Origin of the sequence: Bacillus sp. ISL-34, assembly GCF_018613325.1 — a bacterium.
Lineage (GTDB): Bacteria > Bacillota > Bacilli > Bacillales > DSM-1321 > Peribacillus.
Window position 1 is genome coordinate 1 of sequence record NZ_JAGGQJ010000032.1, and the last position, 6,180, is coordinate 6,180.

The following is a 6,180-nucleotide window of genomic DNA, read 5'->3' on the forward strand; positions in this document are numbered from 1 at the left end:
ATGAAACTATACTAACTCCAGCCTTAAAGACAGCTCCGATCTTCAGCTAACGCACCCGTTAGTTTAAGTGTATTAAATCACAAACTTAGCTGGTTTTGTTTATTAAGAAGGCTATGTTAATGAATATTGTTGATATTTATTAAAGAAATGAGTAATTCAAAGAAGTTACTCTTCTCAATCAAATTAATATTTAACTTTATTTTTGTTTCTATTAGCTAACTTCATAGCGAAGAACTGAGGAATCAAATTCAAAAAACTAACCAAGATTAATAATTGATATGGAGTTAGTGGCTTAAAATAGCCACCCCATCGTTCGTTCCCTGTCATCTCGATGATGAAATAAAATGAAATTATTACAGAATATATTACCAATAATAAGAAAAATTGAATTACTAACGAGTTTGCCGAAGAAAGCAAGAAGTGAAGTTACTACAATCATAATTAAATAGCCAAGCATTGAACGGTTAGCAAAATCTTGGTGCATTGAAAAATAAACAAAAGGAAAACAGTATAAACAGACTATTAGAATACCAATTACTATTTTTCTCATATTGTCACCTCTCTTTGTATATTTATAAATAGAACAAATATATAGGTTACGTGGAAAACTTGGACAGCCGAAGACTATTATAGGTTGAGGTCTTATTCTTCATATATCCCTATACCTTTGTCTATCTCGATAGTCCCCACCTCCTGTAATTCATTTAAACGACTTAAACTCTCTTCTTTATCAAAAGAACTATGCCAACGATAATCATATTGATCCAATATACGGTAATGGTTACTAATCAAATTTTGTTGCAAACGAAAATCCCCTCTATACTCGACCTCTTTCCACCATATCTTACCACCCATTGTTTTTTCTTTAGGCGTACCACCATTTTTGCTAGCAATTAACTGAACAAAATCAACTGGATTGTCACCAATTGATGATAGCAACAATTGGCTATGATTAAACAAAGCACAAAATGCAACAACGGTGGTCCAATTGGCTTCTGTTCTTCTTTTTTCAATTTGAACTAGTGTTTTTTTTGAAATCCCTAGAATTTCAGACATCTTATCTTGAGAAAAACTTTGTTCTGTTCGGACAAGTTTCATTTTTTCTGATATTAAATTGATGAATTCTTCTTTTTCCATATATACTAAATACTCCTTTTTAGTGTAATTTTACACTAAAAGTATTATTTTTCAACAAAAACATACCCTTTTTGAATAAAAAGCAACTTTAAAACACAAAGAAAAAAGCAAGAAATAACCTTGCTCTAAATAAGTTTGAAAGGGGATATTCTTAATTAAAGCTTGTTGAACTAACCTGCCCCTTTAGTTCCATAATAAAAGGAGCTGCTGATCAGCTCCTGATAATGAAGTAAGCACCCGTTACTTGAATTAGAAATTTAATTAGCTTTTCTTGGTCCTCTTAAAAAACAAATAACCTAAAACACCTAAAATTAATGCTATACCTCCGAAAACAATAACTTGAAATATAATATCTCCTATAAACATAAGCTGTTCCTCCTATTCTAAAAAACATTTTCCTAAATCTGTATACGAGATTTTTCCTAAAAAGGTTTCAACTGATAGTTTGATTCTAAAAGTCTTATTAAACTAAACTGCCCCGATAGTTCCATAAGAAAAGCTGCCTTTAAAGACAGCTCTGAACTTCAGCTAACGCACCGTTAGTTCACTAAGAATCGCTATTTACATTGAAGGTAGATATACTCTCCATTCTTTCCAAGCTTTAAGATAACCACTTAAGTCATGTGGGTGAACCCTAATACAAACGCCTATACGTGTAATTGAAAAATAACTTCCTCCAAAAGCCTTTCTTTATTAAAGGGGACATCTTGAGTCAATAATGAGAAAGATGACAACAGCGTCTCTAAATTTAAATCGTCTGGAGAAGAGCAAAAAGCATACGTAAAATCATAAATTTTTGGACCGATTAAAGGCATAGGATCAATAACCCCATTTAATTTGTTGCCCTTATATACAAAATTATGAACACCAGCATCTCCATGAAGGTAATACTTCTCTTCTTGATGTTCGTATGTTTTCAATTTATTAACCAATAACTCTACTTTTTTATGATCCTCACTTGGTAATAAATCTCCTATATCCTCTTGGGCGAATTTCAAACTACTTAGATTGAAGTCCGCCCATGAATTTCTATGTATTCCATTTACTCTTCCCCAGTTTTCTTTGTTTGCTTTTTTGTATTTATTTAATAGTTCCTTAATTAAAATAGTCATCCATTCTATTTTAGAACCTCGATTAAAATGAGTTTCTCCAGAAATATAAGAGTATACTATAAATTCTTTTTTCTCGTCTGTATAAAGTACATTAGGCAACAAATTTACATCTAAGTAAGGAGAAAAGCCTCTGTTGCAGCTATTAATTTAGGTTTGTCCATTTTAATCACATATTTTGGTATTCCGTTAATATGTAGAGTATATAGAATTCCATTTGTAGTACCACTTTTTAATTTCTTTATATCAATATCATCATTTTTTATTATTCTTTGGTTTATAAGACCATAAATAATTTCATTTATTTTCTCCATTTATTTAGTCCTCTCGATTAATTTTGATAAGTCTTTATACTATGTAAGTTCGCTCTTCTTATGGAACTAACCTGCCCCTTTAGTTCCATAAGACATATACTTTGACATAAAAAAAGACGGTTTCACCGTCTAATAGATTGCACTAGTTTTCTTAGTAAAAACAAAACTAATATTGCGAAAAGAGAAGATAGAATTAATCCTGGAATATTTATAGTAGTTAACAAATTCACACCGCCCAATTAATATCATCAACTAAATTTTAGGTGTTTTTGTAAAAATAGTCAATAATCACAGTTCGAATAAGCTACGCTTCTAGAACTATCCTGCTCCTTTAGTTCCATAAGAAAAAGCTGCCTTAAAGACAGCTCTGATCTTCAGCTAACGCACCGTTCATTAAGGATAAAATCTCATTCTCCTGTTAAAATCCCTATAAAAATAATGGTAATAACAAAAGCTAACAAAGAAAGTAAAACTCTATTAAATAAATGAATAGGCATTAGACGTTCTTTTAGCTTAAAGTATCCATTTAACACGACGATTAGTATAGCAAAATGAATAATTATTGCTATTAAATCAGTGTAAGTAAATGGCTTGCTTATGTAACTATCTGAGTAAAACCCTGTTAGGATTATTACAGTAAATAGAATAAATTGGATTCCAAAATATTTAATAAGATTCAAAATGCATAAGCTCCTTCTCAATTTCTCATTGTGTTTCACCATTATTGTAGCTGTAAGAAACAACTTTGGAAAACAGTAAATATCGAGAAAACTTGTTCAACTATCCTGCCCCTTTAGTTCACTAAGAAAATGGAGCTGTTTCCAGCCCCATATAGAAGTAAAGCACCTGTTAGCTTATTAACTAAAAGAATATAACAGGCTTTTATTTACCTACATATTCAATCTTAATCCCATTCACCTTTTTATCCATTTCGGAAGTTTCAGAAGATTTATCATAGATAACTTTTAGGTTCTTTTCATTAAGCCATTCAATCGAAAAATTATTATCTGACCTAAATGTATTTCCTGATTCATTTTGGAAATCATCATCTGTATTTAAAATCGATAATTGGGGTGAATATCCCGTTGTCGCACCACAACTTCTTTCGAAAATGTAAGCCACATTCTCACCACTGGGAGAAGGGGTTTTTTGTTTAATATCGTTTCCACACATATCCTCAAATAAGAAATCCAATAGATGTTTACCAACCATAAATAAAAATAATATTATGACTAGCGTCATTAAAATAGTTTTAAATCCTTTTGTCATTAGAACCACCCAGAATTCAAGTAATAGAAAATTAGTTTTTACAAATGCACTGCCATAAGAAAAAGCTGTCTTAACAAAGCAACCCACTTATGAAAATTAAAGTACCTGTTAGTTGAAGGTGAAAAGTAATTATTTTTTAAATAATCTTCTTATCAAGCCGTCACCTAGAAACAATACAATTGCACAAATTATTAAAAACCACCAACCAATTCCTTTCCAAAACGTTGTAGCTAAAATCGTAATTAGAAATACCAACCTATATTTACTACCCAGTATAAAAACTTCATTTAAACGCCCTTTCAATAAAAAAACTCAATAACATAATTATTGTTAAAGTAAATTGCCCAGTTTATTCAATAAGAAAGGCGATCCCTTATTAAAGAATCGCACCCTAAAGATAATTAACGAAGTGAATTAGTGGTCTTTTTTTTATATCCCATAATTGTTGTATAAATCGGATATAACAATAACAGACCTCCAAATATCCATATCCCATATTCTTCACTAGGAAGATATGTATCTAATAAATCACTCAAAAATAGATTTCCTGTTATGATGAAGATTAGACCTAATGTGAAAAATGTTAAAGACGTTTTGAAAAAACTTTTCAGCTTAAATTTTTTGTCCTTAAAACCATTTATTAAGCCTATAACCACAGACAAAATAAGTAAATCAGTGCCATTCATACGCCTTAACCTTCTTTTTTATTTTCAGCATAAGCGAAAAAAATTCTATTTCATATATGAAAATATTTCCACCTCATTGAACTAACCTGCCCCGTTAGTTCCATTAGAAAAAGGCTACCTCAGCAACCTTACTATTTTGAGGTTAAACTCGTTAGCCAACAACCTAAATAATTAAAGTAAAGAGTTCAGCAAATATTAGAAAATTTTAAAATGAATTAGGGAGGACAGCCATTCAACTAGATAACCAATATACCAAGCAAAAAATATACTAAATGTCATAAATAGATTCCCTGCAATCCCAAACAAGGAAAATTTATCATTGTATTTTGAACCTATCCCAGCCAAGATGAGACCAATTGGATTCATAATAAAAGTCCAAGCCCAAATAGGAAACCCTTGATCAAGACCTATATTTTGACTAGGAACCAAAAAGAAAATAAACCAGAATAGAATTCCTAATAAAACACAAACCAGTGATAAAATACTCCAATAAGATTTCCTTAATGGCAAAACTTCTTTTGTTTCATTCATACATTATCCTCGTTCCTATATTCAATATATAATTACGTTCCGATAATCATCCTAACAGAAATCCTTCCCTACTTATGTAAGGAAAATATGCCAATGTACATTTCTTTATGCAACTAACCTGCCCCGTTAGTTCCACAAGAAAAAGGTTGCCTCAGCAACCCTTTATTAAACTAACGCACCCGTTAGTTTAAGTGCATTTTTTCACAAACTTGTTAATTAAGTGTTAGTGCTATCTTGTTTCAATCGCCATACGCAAGTTCGAGATGACTCCAAGAAGCAATATTAACGAACAAACCATTTTTTCAAAAGCTGTTCCAAATAATTGTAGTATAAACCCAAATGACCAAAGCACAACAAAAAACCAACATATCACGGTTATTCCTCTTTTGTATTTATATAGAATATTTCTACCAACAATCAGTGTAAAAAATCCTCCAATAATAGAAATAATGGTATTGATAATAGAAATTGGTAGCTGAGTAGCCAGAGATTCAGACCGTCCACCATTAACCCATGTCAATGGAATAATGCCGTTAATAATAAGAATATGGATTAAGATAGTCAAAAAGTAAAAACTAATCCCCATAAATACAGCTGTTTTCATATCAATTTTTCTAAGTTTTTCTAACATACAATCACCTCATTTCTCCTCGTTATCATTTTATTTAATCTAGTAATGTTTTATTCCTATATCTATTGCCGTGATACGTACCCTTTTGTGCTCAAAACCATCCCGAATATTTATTCTTACTTTATTGATAGTAAGTTTTCGGGAGAGGTATCAAATATCAACGTTATTCATTAAGCGAGCCTAAAATATAGGCTGAACTGCACCCCAATTGTTAGACAACATCTAACAATTGGAGGTGCAGTTTTTTTGACTAAATATTCAATAGACGAAAAATCAAATGCAGTTTTAGAGTACTTAGAAGGGAAAAAATCCTATAAATCCATTGCTCAAGAAAGAAATGTAGGTTTATCCCCTCTGAAAAGATGGGTCGCTCGCTATCTAAAACATGGGATGGAAGGACTTGTTTCATCCTATACAAATTACACTCTGCCCTTTAAACTAGAGGTACTTAAATATATGAACGAATATGGGGCATCGATCAACGAGACCGCTGTACACTATAA

Annotated in this window: 9 protein-coding genes; 1 reads left to right on the forward strand and 8 read right to left on the reverse strand. The window is 31.3% G+C overall.

The window, feature by feature from the left end:
* Window positions 1–642 precede the first annotated feature (642 nt).
* The 8 genes from J7E52_RS21090 to J7E52_RS21120 all read right to left on the reverse strand — a co-directional run bounded on the left by J7E52_RS21090 (window position 643) and on the right by J7E52_RS21120 (window position 5,677).
* Complete coding sequence (locus J7E52_RS21090; RefSeq protein ID WP_214750399.1) at window positions 643–1,137, reverse strand: helix-turn-helix transcriptional regulator; 495 nt, start codon at window positions 1,135–1,137, stop codon at window positions 643–645.
* 261 nt (window positions 1,138–1,398) lie between these two features.
* On the reverse strand, window positions 1,399–1,503 hold the full coding sequence (locus tag J7E52_RS27495) for an LPXTG cell wall anchor domain-containing protein (RefSeq protein ID WP_214750400.1): 105 nt from the start codon (window positions 1,501–1,503) through the stop codon (window positions 1,399–1,401).
* Between the two features lie 281 nt (window positions 1,504–1,784).
* Complete coding sequence (locus J7E52_RS21100) at window positions 1,785–2,348, reverse strand: hypothetical protein (protein ID WP_286197977.1); 564 nt, start codon at window positions 2,346–2,348, stop codon at window positions 1,785–1,787.
* 11 nt (window positions 2,349–2,359) lie between these two features.
* Window positions 2,360–2,560, reverse strand: coding sequence for a hypothetical protein (locus J7E52_RS27110; protein WP_286197978.1), 201 nt, complete (start codon window positions 2,558–2,560; stop codon window positions 2,360–2,362).
* 882 nt (window positions 2,561–3,442) lie between these two features.
* Window positions 3,443–3,829: a hypothetical protein gene (locus J7E52_RS21105; protein ID WP_214750401.1), complete on the reverse strand. Its 387-nt coding sequence runs from the start codon at window positions 3,827–3,829 to the stop codon at window positions 3,443–3,445.
* 401 nt (window positions 3,830–4,230) lie between these two features.
* Window positions 4,231–4,515, reverse strand: a complete 285-nt coding sequence (locus J7E52_RS21110) for a hypothetical protein (RefSeq protein ID WP_214750402.1) — start codon at window positions 4,513–4,515, stop codon at window positions 4,231–4,233.
* Window positions 4,516–4,710: 195 nt separating this feature from the next.
* Window positions 4,711–5,046: a hypothetical protein gene (locus tag J7E52_RS21115; protein ID WP_214750403.1), complete on the reverse strand. Its 336-nt coding sequence runs from the start codon at window positions 5,044–5,046 to the stop codon at window positions 4,711–4,713.
* Window positions 5,047–5,275: 229 nt separating this feature from the next.
* On the reverse strand, window positions 5,276–5,677 hold the full coding sequence (locus J7E52_RS21120; RefSeq protein WP_214750404.1) for a hypothetical protein: 402 nt from the start codon (window positions 5,675–5,677) through the stop codon (window positions 5,276–5,278).
* 246 nt (window positions 5,678–5,923) lie between these two features.
* On the opposite strand from J7E52_RS21120, the gene J7E52_RS21125 reads away from it, so the two are divergent.
* Window positions 5,924–6,180 (forward strand): helix-turn-helix domain-containing protein (locus tag J7E52_RS21125; protein ID WP_214750405.1); only part of this gene is annotated, 257 nt, incomplete at its 3' end.

What these genes read in the sequence shown, in the direction of transcription:
- J7E52_RS21090 (WP_214750399.1), bottom strand. Translation starts at nt 1,137, where the DNA reads ATGGAAAAAGAAGAATTCATCAATTTAATATCAGAAAAAATGAAACTT.
- J7E52_RS27495 (WP_214750400.1), bottom strand. Translation starts at nt 1,503, where the DNA reads ATGTTTATAGGAGATATTATATTTCAAGTTATTGTTTTCGGAGGTATA.
- J7E52_RS27110 (WP_286197978.1), bottom strand. Translation starts at nt 2,560, where the DNA reads ATGGAGAAAATAAATGAAATTATTTATGGTCTTATAAACCAAAGAATA.
- J7E52_RS21105 (WP_214750401.1), bottom strand. Translation starts at nt 3,829, where the DNA reads ATGACAAAAGGATTTAAAACTATTTTAATGACGCTAGTCATAATATTA.
- J7E52_RS21110 (WP_214750402.1), bottom strand. Translation starts at nt 4,515, where the DNA reads ATGAATGGCACTGATTTACTTATTTTGTCTGTGGTTATAGGCTTAATA.
- J7E52_RS21115 (WP_214750403.1), bottom strand. Translation starts at nt 5,046, where the DNA reads ATGAATGAAACAAAAGAAGTTTTGCCATTAAGGAAATCTTATTGGAGT.
- J7E52_RS21120 (WP_214750404.1), bottom strand. Translation starts at nt 5,677, where the DNA reads ATGTTAGAAAAACTTAGAAAAATTGATATGAAAACAGCTGTATTTATG.